At 53.6% G+C, this 15,375-nt stretch carries 13 protein-coding genes; 7 read left to right on the top strand and 6 right to left on the bottom strand.

The window, feature by feature from the left end; all coding sequences use genetic code 11:
- The first annotated feature begins 28 nt into the window (after positions 1-28).
- The 5 genes from J4685_RS14345 to hemH all read left to right on the top strand — a co-directional run bounded on the left by J4685_RS14345 (position 29) and on the right by hemH (position 5,431).
- The gene (locus J4685_RS14345; RefSeq protein WP_000467100.1) at positions 29-358 is read left to right on the top strand and encodes a YbaB/EbfC family nucleoid-associated protein; all 330 of its coding nucleotides are present in this window, start codon (positions 29-31) and stop codon (positions 356-358) included.
- Complete coding sequence (recR, locus tag J4685_RS14340) at positions 358-963, top strand: recombination mediator RecR (RefSeq protein ID WP_001195023.1); 606 nt, start codon at positions 358-360, stop codon at positions 961-963. The genes J4685_RS14345 and recR overlap by 1 nt, the downstream gene beginning before the upstream one ends.
- 110 nt (positions 964-1,073) lie before the next feature.
- The gene (gene htpG / locus J4685_RS14335; RefSeq protein ID WP_016504873.1) at positions 1,074-2,948 is read left to right on the top strand and encodes a molecular chaperone HtpG; all 1,875 of its coding nucleotides are present in this window, start codon (positions 1,074-1,076) and stop codon (positions 2,946-2,948) included.
- 646 nt (positions 2,949-3,594) lie between these two features.
- Complete coding sequence (adk, locus tag J4685_RS14330) at positions 3,595-4,239, top strand: adenylate kinase (RefSeq protein ID WP_001220237.1); 645 nt, start codon at positions 3,595-3,597, stop codon at positions 4,237-4,239.
- 229 nt (positions 4,240-4,468) lie between these two features.
- Positions 4,469-5,431, top strand: a complete 963-nt coding sequence (gene hemH, locus J4685_RS14325; RefSeq protein ID WP_001250080.1) for a ferrochelatase — start codon at positions 4,469-4,471, stop codon at positions 5,429-5,431.
- Here hemH and aes read toward each other — a convergent pair.
- Entirely contained in the window at positions 5,428-6,399 is a 972-nt protein-coding gene (gene aes, locus J4685_RS14320; protein WP_000801791.1) for an acetyl esterase, read from the bottom strand. The genes hemH and aes overlap by 4 nt on opposite strands.
- 152 nt (positions 6,400-6,551) lie before the next feature.
- On the opposite strand from aes, the gene gsk reads away from it, so the two are divergent.
- A complete protein-coding gene (gsk, locus tag J4685_RS14315; protein ID WP_000671592.1) occupies positions 6,552-7,856 on the top strand; it encodes an inosine/guanosine kinase in 1,305 nt (434 codons plus the stop codon).
- Between the two features lie 48 nt (positions 7,857-7,904).
- Here gsk and ybaL read toward each other — a convergent pair whose 3' ends face one another.
- Both ybaL and J4685_RS14305 read right to left on the bottom strand, forming a co-directional pair.
- On the bottom strand, positions 7,905-9,581 hold the full coding sequence (gene ybaL / locus J4685_RS14310) for a YbaL family putative K(+) efflux transporter (protein WP_000546203.1): 1,677 nt from the start codon (positions 9,579-9,581) through the stop codon (positions 7,905-7,907).
- Positions 9,582-9,795: 214 nt separating this feature from the next.
- A complete protein-coding gene (locus J4685_RS14305; protein WP_001251597.1) occupies positions 9,796-11,016 on the bottom strand; it encodes an MFS transporter in 1,221 nt (406 codons plus the stop codon).
- A 171-nt stretch (positions 11,017-11,187) separates the two neighbouring features.
- Between J4685_RS14305 and ushA the strand changes: the two genes are divergently transcribed.
- Positions 11,188-12,840, top strand: a complete 1,653-nt coding sequence (gene ushA, locus J4685_RS14300; RefSeq protein ID WP_000670405.1) for a bifunctional UDP-sugar hydrolase/5'-nucleotidase UshA — start codon at positions 11,188-11,190, stop codon at positions 12,838-12,840.
- A gap of 116 nt (positions 12,841-12,956) precedes the next feature.
- Here ushA and ybaK read toward each other — a convergent pair whose 3' ends face one another.
- From ybaK to J4685_RS14285, 3 genes are all read right to left on the bottom strand, one after another.
- Positions 12,957-13,436, bottom strand: coding sequence for a Cys-tRNA(Pro)/Cys-tRNA(Cys) deacylase YbaK (gene ybaK / locus J4685_RS14295; RefSeq protein WP_000186619.1), 480 nt, complete (start codon positions 13,434-13,436; stop codon positions 12,957-12,959).
- A 201-nt stretch (positions 13,437-13,637) separates the two neighbouring features.
- Positions 13,638-14,432, bottom strand: coding sequence for a TraB/GumN family protein (locus tag J4685_RS14290; protein WP_000421862.1), 795 nt, complete (start codon positions 14,430-14,432; stop codon positions 13,638-13,640).
- Positions 14,433-14,565: 133 nt separating this feature from the next.
- Entirely contained in the window at positions 14,566-15,345 is a 780-nt protein-coding gene (locus J4685_RS14285) for a lysozyme inhibitor LprI family protein (protein WP_000488554.1), read from the bottom strand.
- Positions 15,346-15,375 lie beyond the last annotated feature (30 nt).

Raw genomic sequence — 15,375 nt, 5'->3', positions numbered from 1 at the left:
GATTGTGAACCATCAAGAGAGAGAGCTTATGTTTGGAAAAGGCGGTCTGGGCAATCTGATGAAGCAGGCCCAGCAGATGCAGAAAAAAATGCAGAAAATGCAGGAAGAGATTGCGCAGCTGGAAGTGACCGGCGAATCCGGCGCGGGTCTGGTGAAGGTTACCATCAACGGCGCGCATAACTGCCGCCGCGTGGAAATTGACCCAAGCCTGCTGGAAGATGACAAAGAGATGCTGGAAGATCTGGTCGCTGCGGCCTTTAACGATGCGGCGCGCCGCATTGAAGAGACGCAAAAAGAGAAGATGGCTTCCGTCTCTTCCGGTATGCAATTGCCGCCAGGCTTTAAGATGCCATTCTGATGCAAACCAGTCCGCTGTTAACTCAGCTTATGGAAGCGTTGCGCTGCCTTCCGGGCGTCGGCCCTAAGTCGGCGCAGCGGATGGCGTTTACCCTATTGCAGCGCGATCGCAGCGGCGGAATGCGCCTGGCGCAGGCGCTGACCCGGGCGATGTCGGAAATCGGCCACTGCGCCGACTGCCGCACCTTTACCGAGCAGGATGTTTGTAATATCTGTTCGAACCCGCGGCGTCAGGAAAACGGCCAGATTTGCGTGGTGGAGAGTCCTGCGGATATCTACGCCATTGAGCAGACCGGGCAATTTTCCGGGCGGTATTTCGTGCTGATGGGCCACCTGTCGCCGCTGGACGGCATCGGGCCGGATGATATAGGTCTCGATCGTCTGGAACAGCGGCTGGCGTCAGAAAAAATCAGTGAGCTGATCCTCGCGACCAACCCGACGGTTGAAGGGGAGGCTACCGCGAACTATATTGCCGAGCTGTGCGCGGAGGCCGGCGTCGAAGCCAGTCGTATCGCCCACGGCGTGCCGGTTGGCGGCGAACTGGAGATGGTCGACGGTACGACGCTGTCCCACTCGCTGGCGGGACGCCATAAGATTATTTTCTGAACAAACGGAGGCGGCATTCGCGGCCTCCGCTTGAAATCACACCCGCTTGTCCCCATCTCACCCTCAACGTATTTTTACCATTAAAAATGGCATTGTTGAGGTCTATCCACATGAAAGGACAAGAAACGCGTGGTTTTCAGTCAGAAGTTAAACAGCTTCTGCACCTGATGATCCATTCTCTTTATTCCAATAAAGAAATCTTCCTGCGTGAACTCATCTCTAACGCCTCAGATGCGGCGGACAAGCTGCGCTTCCGCGCTCTGTCAAACCCGGACCTGTATGAAGGAGATAGCGAGCTGCGTGTGCGCGTCTCTTTCGATAAAGATAAGCGTACGTTGACCATTGCCGATAACGGCGTGGGGATGAATCGTGATGAGGTGATTGACCACTTAGGCACCATTGCCAAGTCCGGCACCAAATCTTTCCTCGAATCAATGGGGTCCGATCAGGCGAAAGATAGCCAGCTCATTGGTCAGTTTGGCGTAGGCTTCTACTCCGCGTTTATTGTGGCCGATAAAGTGACCGTACGTACTCGTGCGGCAGGCGACAAGCCGGAAAATGGCGTGTTCTGGGAATCGGCAGGCGAAGGCGAATACACCGTTGCCGATATCACCAAAAATGACCGTGGTACGGAAATCACCTTACACCTGCGTGAAGGCGAAGATGAATTCCTCGATGACTGGCGCGTACGCTCAATTATCAGTAAATATTCCGATCACATCGCATTGCCGGTAGAGATTGAAAAACGGGAAGAAAAAGACGGCGAAACCGTGATTTCCTGGGAGAAAATCAACAAGGCTCAGGCGTTGTGGACCCGCAACAAGTCGGAAATTAAAGACGACGAGTACAACGAGTTTTACAAGCACATCGCGCATGATTTCACCGATCCGCTGACCTGGAGCCACAACCGCGTGGAAGGTAAGCAGGAGTACACCAGCCTGCTGTATATCCCGTCGCAGGCGCCGTGGGATCTGTGGAACCGCGATCACAAACATGGTCTGAAGCTGTACGTACAGCGCGTGTTCATTATGGACGATGCCGAGCAGTTCATGCCGAACTATCTGCGTTTCGTGCGCGGCCTGATTGATTCTAACGACCTGCCGTTGAACGTCTCCCGTGAAATCCTGCAGGACAGCACGGTAACGCGTAATCTGCGTAGCGCTCTGACCAAACGCGTCCTGCAAATGCTGGAAAAACTGGCGAAAGACGACGCGGAAAAATACCAAACCTTCTGGAAACAGTTCGGTCTGGTGTTGAAAGAAGGCCCGGCGGAAGATCACGCCAACCAGGAAGCGATCGCTAAACTGTTGCGCTTTGCCTCCACCCATACCGACTCTTCCGCCCAGACCGTGTCGCTGGAAGATTACGTCTCCCGGATGAAAGAAGGGCAGGAAAAAATCTACTACATCACCGCAGACAGCTATGCGGCGGCGAAAAACAGCCCGCACCTGGAGCTGCTGCGTAAGAAAGGCATCGAAGTGCTGCTGCTCTCCGATCGCATCGACGAGTGGATGATGAACTACCTGACCGAGTTTGACGGTAAAGCATTCCAGTCGGTCGCTAAAGCCGATGAGTCTATCGAAAAACTGGCGGATGAAGTCGACGAAAACGCGAAAGAAGCGGAAAAGGCGCTTGAGCCGTTCGTGGAGCGTGTCAAAACCCTGCTGGGCGATCGCGTGAAAGAGGTGCGTCTGACGCACCGTTTAACCGACACGCCGGCGATTGTCACCACCGATGCGGATGAAATGAGCACCCAGATGGCGAAACTGTTCGCCGCGGCCGGTCAGTCCGTGCCGGAAGTGAAATACATCTTTGAGCTCAACCCGGATCATGTGCTGGTCAAACGCACTGCCGATACCGAGGATGAAGCGCAGTTTAAAGAGTGGGTCGAGCTGCTGCTGGATCAGGCGCTGTTCGCTGAACGCGGTACGCTGGAAGATCCGAACCAGTTTATCCGCCGTATGAACCAGTTGCTGGTGTCCTGATAACGCTCATCTGATTGCCGGATAGCGACACGAAGCGTCTTATCCGACCTACGGGCGGGTACTGTTTTGCGACTGCCGGATGGCGACGTGAAACGTCTTATCCGGCCTACGGACGGGTACTGTTTTGTGACTGCCGGATGGCGACGCGAAGCGTCTTATCCGGCCTACGGACGGGTACTGTTTTGTGACTGCCGGATGGCGACGTGAAACGTCTTATCCGGCCTACGGCGGGTACTGTTTTGTGACTGCCGGATAGCGACGCGAAGCATCTTATCCGGCCTACGGACGGGTACTGTTTTGTGACTGCCGGATGGCGACGCGAAGCATCTTATCCGGCCTACGGGCGGGTACTGTTTTGTGACTGCCGGATGGCGACGCGAAGCGTCTTATCCGGCCTACGGACGGGTACTGTTTTGTGACTGCCGGATGGCGACGCGAAGCATCTTATCCGGCCTACGGACGAGTACTGTTTGTAGGCCGGATAAGCGCCAGCGCCATCCGGCATTTTTTATAATGCCTTCTCTTTTCTGGATTTCTCTTCGTTAACCGTTTCAGCATCAGGCGGCTTCCTTGAGCGAAATGCGTGATGGTGGTATCGTTTAGCGCTTTTTAAAAAATATCGACAACCTTTGAGGGGATTTTCGTAATGCGTATTATTCTGCTTGGCGCTCCGGGCGCGGGTAAAGGAACTCAGGCTCAGTTCATCATGGAGAAATATGGTATTCCGCAAATCTCCACTGGCGATATGCTGCGCGCCGCAGTGAAATCAGGCTCCGAGTTGGGCAAACAGGCGAAAGATATCATGGACGCCGGTAAACTGGTGACCGATGAGCTGGTGATCGCGCTGGTTAAAGAGCGTATTGCCCAGGAAGACTGCCGTAACGGTTTTCTGCTGGACGGTTTCCCGCGCACGATCCCGCAGGCTGACGCAATGAAAGAAGCGGGTATTGTGGTGGATTACGTGCTGGAATTCGACGTACCGGACGAACTGATCGTTGACCGTATTGTGGGTCGTCGCGTACACGCCGCCTCTGGCCGCGTTTACCACGTTAAGTTTAATCCGCCGAAAGTGGAAGGCAAAGATGACGTCACCGGCGAAGATCTGACGACCCGTAAAGACGATCAGGAAGAGACCGTTCGCAAACGTCTGGTGGAATATCATCAGATGACCGCGCCGCTGATTGGCTACTACCAGAAAGAAGCGGAAGCGGGCAACACCAAATACGCTAAAGTTGACGGTACGCAGGCCGTTGCCGACGTGCGCGCAGCGCTGGAAAAAATCCTCGGTTAATTTTTTTCGCGTAGTGAACCGCTTATCAGGCCTGCCATTATCCCGCAGGCCTGATAAGCGTAGCGCCATCAGGCAATCGGTGCCGAATGGCGGCCTGAACGCCTTATCCGGCCTACCGGTATCGTTAGCGCCATTCGGCAAATTCTCGTCTTACCTCTCGCAGCAATTAGTTCTTCTTTATCGCTTTTCCGCTACAATTATCAACAATTTGAATAGATAAGAGGCGGCAATGCGTCAGACGAAAACCGGTATCCTGCTGGCTAACCTTGGCACGCCAGATGCCCCAACTCCTGAAGCGGTAAAGCGCTACCTGAAACAATTTTTAAGCGACAGACGCGTGGTGGATACTCCTCGTCTGCTGTGGTGGCCGCTGCTGCGTGGCGTTATTTTACCGCTGCGTTCGCCGCGCGTCGCGAAACTCTATCAATCTATCTGGATGGATGGCGGTTCGCCGCTCATGGTATATAGCCGCGAACAGCAACAGGCGCTGGCCGCGCGGTTGCCAGATACGCCCGTCGCGCTGGGGATGAGCTACGGCTCGCCCTCGCTGGAAAGCGCTGTCGATGAACTGTTAGCAAGCGACGTCGACCATATCGTCGTGCTGCCGTTGTACCCGCAATACTCTTGCTCAACGGTGGGCGCAGTCTGGGACGAACTGGGGCGGATACTGGCGCGTAAACGTCGTATTCCCGGTATCTCATTTATTCGCGATTACGCGGATGACGGCGCTTATATCGATGCGCTGGCGAAAAGCGCGCGTGAGTCGTTCGCCAGGCACGGCGAGCCCGATGTGCTTCTGCTCTCCTATCACGGCATTCCACAACGTTATGCGGATGAAGGCGATGACTATCCGCAGCGCTGCCGCGATACCACGCGCGAACTGGTTTCCGCATTGGGACTGCCGCCGGAAAAGGTAATGATGACGTTCCAGTCGCGCTTTGGCCGTGAACCGTGGCTGACGCCGTACACCGATGAAACGCTAAAAATGTTGGGTGAAAAGGGGACTGGCCATATTCAGGTCATGTGTCCGGGATTTGCCGCGGATTGTCTGGAGACGCTGGAAGAGATAGCGGAACAGAACCGCGAGATTTTCCTTGAAGTGGGCGGTAAAAAATATGCGTACATTCCGGCGCTGAACGCGACGCCGGAACATATTGATATGATGCTGAAACTCACGGCGCCGTACCGTTAACGCGGCGTCTTCATCCTCGCCATAAAGAATCGCGCGCCGTCCTGCAAGGCATCGTCGGCGATTGTCATCATTCGCGAATAGTGTAGAAAGGCGTGCAGCGTGCCGGGATACATTTTGTATTCGCAGGGCTGCTGGTGCGCCTGTAATGTCTGGTGCAGCAAGCGGCTGTCATCAATGAGCGGATCAAACTCCGCGCTGGCAATAAAGCAGGGCGGCACATCGCGCGTGAGATCGTTATTAAACAGACAATACCAGGGCGATTCCCGATCTTCATCGTTACGCAGATAGGCCTTTTCGTACATGTCCAGATCTTCACGCGTCAGGCCGTCCCACGCGCCGCCGAACAGACGGCGGCTTACCGAATCCTGCAACCCATACAGCCCATACCACAACAGAATCGCGATAACGTTACCGCAGCGAATGTGCTTATCACGTAGCCAGAGCGCGCTGGCAAGCGCCAGCATGGCGCCTGCGGAATCCCCGGCGAAACCGATTTTCTCCACGTTGAGCGAGTATTCATCGGCATGTTGAGAGAAGTAGCTGCATACCGCGACGGTTTCTTCAATGGCCTGCGGATAACGCGCTTGCGGCGACAGCGAATAATCAATACCGATCACGGTACAGCCGGTATAACGCGCCAGCAGACGCATTATCCGGTCATGCGTATCCAGATTACCGAGGATAAATCCGCCGCCGTGCAGATAGTATAAGGTGGCCTGGCTGGTCGGCTGCGGCGAGTAGAGCCGGGTTGTTACATCGCCATAAGGCGTAGGGACGGCGCAGGTGCGGGTGGTCATGGACGGCGCGTCGGCATTCCAGAAACGGCGCTCAAGAAGATAATACTGACGCTGGGTCTCAATATCGCCATCGGCAGGCCAGGGGGGAAGGCCTGGTTGCTGGAAGTTTACAACGGCTTTCATTTTGTCTGACAGTCGGGTGAGTACGGGAATTTTATTTTCCGGCTTCATAAAACGCTCCTTGTGAAAGTGAACCATTGTAAAAAACGCGGCTGGAGAAACTGCGATCTCGTCGTCCGATATTGAAACGCCATCGTCCGTCGCGCGCAGCAGGGGGAATGTGCTACCATGCAGCGCTCCGTTATTCATCCGTAAGCACAATCATGAAATTTCCCGGTAAACGTAAATCCAAACACTATTTTCCCGTCAATGCGCGTGACCCGTTGTTGCAACAAATTCAGCCAGAACAGGAAACCAACGCCTCCTGGGTCGTCGGTATCGACCAGACGTTGGTGGATATTGAGGCGAAAGTGGATGACGATTTTATTACACGCTATGGATTAAGCGCCGGGCATTCTCTGGTGATAGAAGACGAGGTGGCGGAGAAGCTGTATCAGGAACTGACGCGGGAAAATCTGATCACCCATCAGTTTGCTGGCGGCACCATAGGCAATACGATGCATAATTACTCGGTACTGGCGGATGACCGTTCGGTGTTACTGGGCGTGATGTGCAGCAACATTGAGATTGGCAGCTACGCTTATCGCTACCTGTGTAATACTTCCAGCCGTACCGACCTGAATTATCTGCAAGCGGTAGATGGCCCGATTGGCCGCTGTTTCACGCTAATTGGCGAATCCGGCGAGCGTACCTTCGCTATCAGCCCCGGCCATATGAATCAGCTACGGGCGGAAAGTATTCCGGAAGCGGTGATCGCTGGCGCTTCCGCGCTGGTGTTGACTTCATATCTGGTGCGCTGTAAGCCTGGCGAACCGATGCCTGACGCGACGATGAAAGCGATCGAATACGCGAAAAAGCATAACGTGCCGGTTGTCATGACGCTGGGCACCAAATTTGTGATCGCCGATAATCCGCAGTGGTGGCAGGCGTTTCTCAAAGAGAATGTCTCGATTCTGGCAATGAATGAAGAAGAAGCGGAAGCGCTGACCGGCGAAAACGACCCGCTGCTGGCGGCGGATAAGGCGCTGGACTGGGTCGACCTGGTGTTATGCACCGCCGGGCCGATAGGGTTATATATGGCAGGCTTCACCGAAGAGGAAGCAAAACGTAAAACCCAGCATCCGCTGCTACCGGGAGCTATTGCTGAATTTAACCAGTATGAATTTAGCCGGGCAATGCGCCATAAAGATTGTATTAATCCGCTGCGCGTTTATTCGCATATTGCGCCGTATATGGGCGGGCCGGAAAAAATCATGAACACCAACGGCGCGGGCGATGGCGCGCTGGCGGCGCTGCTGCACGATATTACGGCGAACAGTTACCATCGTAGCAACGTACCGAACTCCAGTAAGCACAAATTTACCTGGCTGACCTATTCGTCGCTGGCGCAGGTGTGTAAATATGCTAACCGTGTCAGTTATCAGGTACTGAACCAGCATTCTCCGCGTCTGACACGCGGGCTGCCGGAACGTGAGGACAGCCTGGAAGAGTCGTACTGGGATCGCTAATCTGGCTTGCCCGATGGCGCTGCGCGCATCGGGCCGTCCGGCAAACCCTTAACTGGCGACGACTTCACCCGCGGGCGGCGTTTCAAGCAGTTCCAGCATCGCCCGGGCAATTTCTCGCTCGCCCATCACTACCTGATTGGCTCCCCGCTCGGTAATATATTTCACTTCATCATCATAGTGCGCGCGGGCGATTATCTCGATATCAGGACTTTTTTCCCGCGCTGAGGCGACAATCTCACCGGCTTCGTAACCGTTGGGGATGGTCAATAACAGCCAGCGGGCGCAGTCCAGATGCGCCAGATTCATGATTTCTTCGTTAGCGGCGTTGCCCAGTACGGCGCGAATCCCGCGTTCGCGCAGTTCATCCACGCGGGTACGGGACGTTTCGATAACCACCAGCGGAATCCCCGCCGCCAGTAATTTTTCTCCCAGCAGACTGCCTACGCGGCCAAAACCCACCAGCAGGGCATGATTACAGATATCCACCGGAATTTGCTTCTCTTCTTCGATAGCCTCTTCCAGAGTTTGCTCTTCCAGCGTTTCGGTTTTCGCCAGATACTTCTCCAGCAGGGTAAACAGTACGGGATTAAGCATAATCGACAAAATAGCGCTTGCCAGCACCAGGTTCTGTCCCGCCTGCGGCAGCAGGTTGAGCGCCATACCGAGTCCGGCGAGAATAAAGGCGAACTCACCGATTTGCGCCAGGCTGGCGGCAATGGTCAGCGCGGTTCGCGGCGAGTGGCCGAACATACGCACCAGGAAAAACGCAGCGATCGATTTACCAAAGACGATAATGGCAAGCGTCGCCAACACCGCCAGCGGCTGTTGAATCAAGACTAGCGGATCGAACAACATGCCGACGGAAACAAAAAACAGGACGGCAAAGGCGTCGCGCAGTGGCAACGTATCGTGCGCCGCCCGGTGACTCAGTTCCGACTCATTAAGCACCATTCCAGCGAAGAACGCGCCCAGCGCAAAAGAGACGTCAAACAGTTCTACCGCGCCAAACGCAATGCCTAACGCCAGCGCCAGTACGGAAAGGGTAAATAACTCGCGTGAGCCGGTGGCGGCGCTGCGGGCCATAATCCACGGCACCAGGCGGCGTCCGACCAGCATCATGATGGCGATAAACGCCACCACTTTACCAATGGTTATCCCCATATCGACTGCCAGCGAGGCTATGCCGACATCGCCTTTTTCCACCATGCCGGCAACGGCGGGCAGCAAGACCAGCGTCAGCACCATCACCAGATCTTCGACAATCAGCCAGCCGATGGCGATTTGCCCGCGCTGGCTATCAAGGAGTTGTCGCTCCTCAAGCGCGCGCAGCAGGACGACGGTACTGGCGGTAGACAGACAGAGCCCAAAAACGATGCCGGTCATTAATGACCATCCCAGCACGGCGGAAAGCGCCATACCCAGCAGCGTCGCCACCGCTATCTGAGCGACAGCGCCGGGAATGGCGATAGACTTTACCGCCATCAAATCCTTCAGCGAAAAATGCAGCCCGACGCCGAACATCAATAGAATCACGCCGAGCTCCGCCAGCTCCGGCGCCAGTTTGGTATCCGCAACAAAACCCGGGGTAAAAGGTCCCGCCAGAACGCCCGCTAACAGATATCCCACCAGTGGAGAAATACGCAATTTGTTGGCAATCATGCCGAGAATAAAAGCGAGCACAAGGCCGCCGACAATGGTGGTGATAAGCGGGGTAGCGTGATGCATTCCGTCTCCTTTGGTTGCTGGACTCCAAAACTCCGGGTAATAGTTTATGACAATTTCAATCAGGATGTTTATAAAAAATGGTTGTATTTTATAAAAAGATACAATCTAAAGGCAAAAAGAGCACGGAACGGAAAAGGGATAAGTATGGGATAGGCAAAGCATGATGGCATCGGGATATACAGGCGGTTAAAGCGTACCTTTAACCGCCATAAAATCACGCTTTATGTCGATTATCAGGTAAGAATATGGTCAGTATCCCCAGAAGCGGCAGGAAAGCACAGATTTTATAAACTAAATAGATACTGGTATGGTCGGCAATCAGCCCCAGCACCGCTGCGCCCAGGCCTCCCATCCCGAAGGCAAACCCGAAAAACAGGCCGGAAACCATGCCGATGCGTCCTGGCAGCAGCTCCTGGGCATACACCAGAATGGCGGAAAACGCCGACGCGAGAATAAAGCCGATAATCACCGTTAAAATCCCCGTCCAGTACAGCGTGGCGTAGGGTAAAACAAGGGTAAACGGCGCGACGCCGAGAATAGAGCCCCAAATCACATATTTTCTGCCGATTTTATCGCCCACCGGCCCGCCGATTACCGTCCCGGCAGCCACCGCAAACAGGAAGGCAGACAGATGGAGCTGCGCGTTTTGTATTGATAATCCGAATTTTTGCATCAGATAAAAGGTGTAGTAGCTACTGATGCTCGCCATATAAAAATATTTCGAGAAAATGAGTAGCAATAACACGCTGACCGCCAGCACGACTTTATTGCGCGGCAGCGGGTTAGCGATTATCGCTTTTGGCTTGCCTTTCGCTATCCGGTGCTGGGCTGCATACCAGCGGCTGATCTGCGCCAGCACCACGATCGCCAGCAGCGCGGCCAGCACAAACCAGGCGACATTCCCTTTGCCATAGGGCGCGATAATCACGGCGGCCAGCAGCGGGCCCAATGAACTGCCGAAGTTACCGCCGACCTGGAAGATAGACTGCGCCAGACCATGACGTCCGCCGGAGGCCATGCGCGCCACGCGGGACGATTCCGGGTGAAAAACGGACGAGCCGGTACCCACCAGCGCCGCAGCGAGCAATACGCCGCCAAAACTTCCCGCCATTGCCAGCAGTACCAGCCCGCTCAGGGTAAAACACATGCCGACAGGCAGCGACCACGGCATGGGATATTTATCCGTCCAGTAGCCGACGACCGGTTGCAGCAGCGATGAGGCGAGCTGGAACGTCAGGGTGATCAAACCTATCTGGACGAAAGTCAGCGAAAACTCTGCCTGCAACAGGGGATAAATGGCTAAGATTAGCGACTGGATCATATCGTTCAGCAGATGGGAAAGACTGATCGCGCCCAAAATACCAAACGAAGTACGTGCTTTAGCGGCCGCTGCGGGCGCGCCGGCTAACGGCTGGGTTGGTTCACTCATGGCCATAGAAAGTCACTTAATTTTATGCGATGTTGGAGATAGTAGGATGTGTAATTATTACTTGCCTAACATACCTGTGAAATGTGTTTGAAGGAAGTCTCAATTCTGAAAACATATTTGTCTATTATTGCAAGGAAAGGTAATTTCTGCGGTTGATATTGAGTCAGGGAGAGAAAGATGAAATTTTTGAAACGGGGTGTGGCGCTGGCGTTACTGGCGGCGTTCGCGCTGACGACTCAGCCTGCACAGGCTTACGAAAAAGATAAAACCTATAAAATTACTATCCTGCATACCAACGATCACCACGGTCACTTCTGGCGCAGCGAATATGGCGAATATGGTCTGGCGGCGCAAAAAACGCTGGTGGACAGTATCCGTAAAGAGGTGGCGCAAGAGGGGGGAAGCGTCCTGTTGTTATCCGGCGGCGACATTAATACCGGGGTGCCGGAATCCGATCTCCAGGATGCGGAGCCCGATTTCCGCGGGATGAATCTGATTGGCTACGACGCTATGGCCGTCGGTAATCATGAATTTGATAATCCGCTCACCGTATTGCGCCAGCAGGAAAAGTGGGCGAAGTTTCCCTTTCTTTCCGCCAATATTTATCAAAAAAGTACCGGCGAGCGTCTGTTTAAGCCGTGGGCTATTTTTACACGCCAGGATATAAAAATCGCGGTAATCGGCTTAACCACCGATGACACGACGAAAATAGGCAACCCGGAATATTTCACCGATATTGAGTTTCGTAAACCTGCTGAAGAAGCAAAGGTGGTGATTCAGGAACTTAATATGAATGAAAAACCGGACGTGATTATCGCGACCACGCATATGGGACATTATGACAACGGCGATCACGGTTCGAACGCGCCGGGCGACGTTGAGATGGCGCGTAGCCTGCCTGCCGGTTCGCTGGCGATGATTGTGGGCGGTCACTCACAAGACCCGGTATGCATGGCGTCGGAAAATAAAAAACAGGTGAATTACGTACCGGGAACGCCCTGCGCGCCGGATAAGCAAAATGGCATCTGGATCGTGCAGGCGCATGAGTGGGGTAAATATGTGGGCCGCGCGGATTTCGAATTCCGTAACGGCGAGATGAAAATGGTTAACTACCAGCTTATTCCGGTAAATCTAAAGAAAAAAGTGACCTGGGATAACGGGAAAAGCGAGCGTGTACTTTACACGCCGGAAATCGCAGAAAATCCGCAAATGCTCTCGTTATTAACGCCGTTCCAGAATAAAAGTAAAGCGCAACTGGAGGTGAAAATTGGTAGCGTGAATGGCCTTCTTGAAGGCGATCGCAGTAAGGTCAGATTTGTCCAGACCAATATGGGACGGGTGATTCTGGCTGCGCAGATCGCGCGCACCGGCGCCGATTTTGGCGTGATGAGCGGCGGCGGTATTCGCGACTCGATTGAGGCGGGAGATATTACCTATAAAAGCGTGCTCAAGGTACAGCCGTTCGGCAACATTGTGGTGTATGCCGATATGAGCGGCAAAGAGGTGGTTGATTATCTCACCGCCGTAGCACAGATGAAACCGGACTCCGGCGCCTATCCACAGTTCGCCAATGTGAGCTTTGTCGCCAAAGAGGGCAAGCTCACCGATCTGAAAATCAAAGGCGAGCCTGTTGATCCGGCTAAAACCTATCGCATGGCGACGCTGAGTTTCAACGCCACGGGCGGCGATGGTTATCCGCGCATCGATAACAAACCGGGATACGTGAATACCGGGTTTATTGACGCGGAAGTGCTGAAAGAGTTTATTCAGCAAAATTCACCGCTGGATGCGGCGGCGTTTACGCCAAAAGGCGAGGTGAGCTGGCTGTAGCGGTACGGATAGCCATCACTGCCTGATGGCGCGCAGCCTTAAGGCCTACGGATTATGTCTGCTGTAGGCCGGATAAGGCGTTTGCGCCGCTATCCGGCAATGTATTTTACGCAGGCTTAATCCCGACGCGCGATATCAGCGAGTTTAGCACCCAGTATGGCGGCCAAATCGTCAGCCGCCAGTTCAATATCCAGCCCGCGTTTACCACCGGAAACATAAATAGTGGCAAACGTGCGGGCTGGCGCGTCAATCAGCGTAGGCAGCCGTTTCTTCTGTCCCAGCGGACTGATCCCGCCGACCAGATATCCCGTGGTGCGTTGCGCCACCATCGGGTCGGCCATATCGACCTTTTTCGCGCCCAGAGCTTTGGCGACTTTTTTCAAATCCAGCTGTCCGGCTACAGGCGTCACGGCGACGGCCAGTTGCTTCATATCGCCATTCACGGCAACCAAAAGCGTTTTATACACCTGATCGGCGTTTAGCCCGAGCTTACGCACCACTTCATCGCCAAAGTTAGTTTCATTCGGATCGTGATCGTAGGTGTGAATGTTAAACGGAATCTTGTTTTTTTCGAGTAACTTAACTGCGGGTGTCATAACGTTCCTTCTTACTACAGACGTGATTTGCCATCAGCATACGCCCGAAAGCGGACTAAAAAATAGTATAATCTTGTGCATTAGGTCTTGGCAGTTGCGGCAACTTTGAGCGACAATCTGAAGATCCGAAGCGAAAGCGTCGGGATAATAATAACGATGAAATTCCTCTTTGACGGGCCAATAGCGATATTGGCCATTTTTTTATTTCAATATTTGCGGTAGGTTGCCTTCGCCGTACAGATGTAGCGCCCCTACGGCTACCACGTAGCGTCCCGGCGACAGTGCCAGCAGCGCGTCGCGCCAGGCTTCATTGCGTTTTACCATCAGTACATCATACAGCGGCTGGCTAAACGTTCTGGGAAGCGAAGCGCCGACGCTGGTCGGCGGCTGCTCAAGCCACCAGCCGATCATCACCTGCAAAAGCCGTGCGTTGGTGTGCCAGTGCGTCAGCGTGTCGTCGAGCAGCGCCATCCCGCCATCGGGCAGATCGCAGAGTAGTTCGAGCTGGTGTTTCGCCCCTTCCAGCTCTTGCACCGGCAGCGACATTTCGCGGGCAGCCTGTAATAGCTGATAATCAATGCCATAGTCCGGGCGCAATCCCAGCCGTTGCGCCTGCGTGGCCTGTAGCACCATAGCTATCTGCCATAAAGGTTGATTATCAAAATGGATCAGCGGCATACCCAACTCGCTGACCCGTTTTTCCAGTGCGCTTAGCTGCCCGGCGCTGAGACGTTCGACCAACGGCGGGCATTTGGGGAGATTGCTGAATGGCGTTTCGTTACCAGAAATATCCGCTTCAACGACCAGCGCGTCGGCCTGGCGTAGTTTTTTCACCAGCTTTGCTGGAAGAGGAGCCATATCGCGTGTCCCCATATGAATACTGCCAACCAGATGCAGATGACGACCGCCGGGCAGGGAGAGATCGATAGCAGGCCAACTATTTGGGGTACCACGCAGCGCGCGCCATAAACGTTTAAGTTGATTTAATAACTCCATACGCGCTCCCTTTGAAAAAGCTCATGCTAGCGCGTTGGAGAAAAGGGCGCAATGCGCCCTGACGGGACGTCAACGATCGGTCGGGTTATTCGCTGCCGTCGAGATAGGCCGTTCTGGCGATGGTCATTTCAAGCTAGCATTTATAAATACTGATGCGCTTTTCAGCGGGTATGGCCTCGGATTTGGCATCGCTAAGTTTGCCGCACTGCTGCTCTTTTTTTGTCACCCAGACTCGCTGCTCTTGTTTTAATGCCGTTCGGGCAGAAGCGGGTAGCGATTTCCAGACCTGATTAAGCTCGCGATCTCTACTCTCAAATTTCTTTGCTGCGATTTCAATCAGTGAGTTATTTTTTTTCTTTATAATGCTATCACCAGATACCGTCATTCTTGCCATTACATAAATAGACCGCGCCAATTTATCGGTTTTTTGCACAGGGGTGACAACAATATCTTTGTTGTTGTCTGCTAGCTGAATATTGTAGTTAACCTGTTTCCAGGTCACCGTATTGTTTATTACCTGTCCATCCCCTTGTGAAATATAGAATAGAGTGTTTGGTAAGTCTTTCATTAATTTAAATAATGGCTGAGGAATACCCATGGCGACGGTAGCCGAGCAAGTTCGTAAGTTGGCATTTTCTGGTTGAGGGTTCTGCGTGATTACATCACTGAATTGAACAGGAATAGCCCGGAGTTGTTGCTCGTATTGAGTTTGGGGGATATCGAAGAAAAGCGTGGAGGGCTCTTTAATATAGTCTTGCTGTAAACGACCTAATGCTTCATTGTAAATCCATTCTTTTGCCGCCGTGACTGCATTATCGTTGCCACATTTTAACTCTGGAGTGGAATCAAATAACCCTGCATAACTGACGGCGGGAGAAAGCAGGAAAAGAAGCGTAACTGCTTTTCTAAACATAAATAACACATCCTTATGATTCAAAAAAAC

Origin of the sequence: Salmonella sp. 32100201201700099SM (assembly GCF_017572645.1) — a bacterium.
GTDB lineage: Bacteria > Pseudomonadota > Gammaproteobacteria > Enterobacterales > Enterobacteriaceae > Salmonella > Salmonella enterica.
Note: the sequence above shows the minus strand (reverse complement) of the source record. Positions and strands in the feature narration are given on the sequence as shown.